This is a genomic window from Ligaoa zhengdingensis (assembly GCF_014384885.1).
Taxonomy (GTDB): Bacteria; Bacillota; Clostridia; order Oscillospirales; family Ruminococcaceae; genus Ligaoa; species Ligaoa zhengdingensis.
Map to the genome: position 1 here is coordinate 1 of NZ_JACRST010000097.1, position 735 is coordinate 735.

Sequence of the window (735 nt, forward strand, 5' to 3'; positions counted from 1 at the left end):
TCCGCCTATCAGCGAGACCCGCAGGAATCCAAAGAGCGCATTCTAAAACATCTGCAATCACGTCTGCCTAACGCGACCGAAATGCAGCTTGAGAAAATCATAAAGGGGTAACGCAATGGACGATATTATCTTTGAGAAGGATTACCGGGAAACCGAGTCTGTCGAATACGATAAATGGTGCGATGAGGTGTTTGACCGCGCGGTCAATGGGGGTATGCTGAAAGCGTACTCCGAAGCAATGGACAAGATACCAAAGATCATTGTACCGGAGGACAAGAAGAACTACGAGTATCTTCTGGAACGCTGTGATGCGTTTGTCAAGCAACACCGCGGGTATATCAAGGGAATCGTGGACTATCATCGTTGGCACGCGGAAATCAATATGTTTCTTCCGTTTGCGGAGTTCGATGACTCAGAAGACCTTGCATTTTTGAAAGAAATTGCAGAAAAATCGCAAACCGTCTGCTTCTCCCCGGACGAAGAAGGTGGCATTCGCGTTCATATTTTTATCAACTACTTTGAAGAATTGATGTCAGCCGAACACAAGTCATACATCGAATGCGATGCTATTATGCAGGACAAGAAACTATCTGCGCTACTTAGCATACCGGAGCTTTCTGACGAGGAAAAAGAACTTGCTCTGAAAATGAAGGGCATACTTGACCGCATTGATGAGGAAACAAGGATTGACCGTACCACGGCTTTTCGAGCCGTACTTGATAAGATGGCAAAAGA

The 735-nt window shown here is 45.9% G+C and carries 2 protein-coding genes; both read left to right on the forward strand.

The genetic code is table 11. From position 1 onward, the window contains the following. On the forward strand, positions 1–111 hold a 111-nt coding region (locus H8711_RS14425), incomplete at its 5' end, for an AlkZ-related protein (RefSeq protein ID WP_430413584.1). Between the two features lie 4 nt (positions 112–115). After that, a partial coding sequence (locus H8711_RS13860) for a hypothetical protein (protein WP_249283908.1) occupies positions 116–735 on the forward strand: 620 nt, incomplete at its 3' end.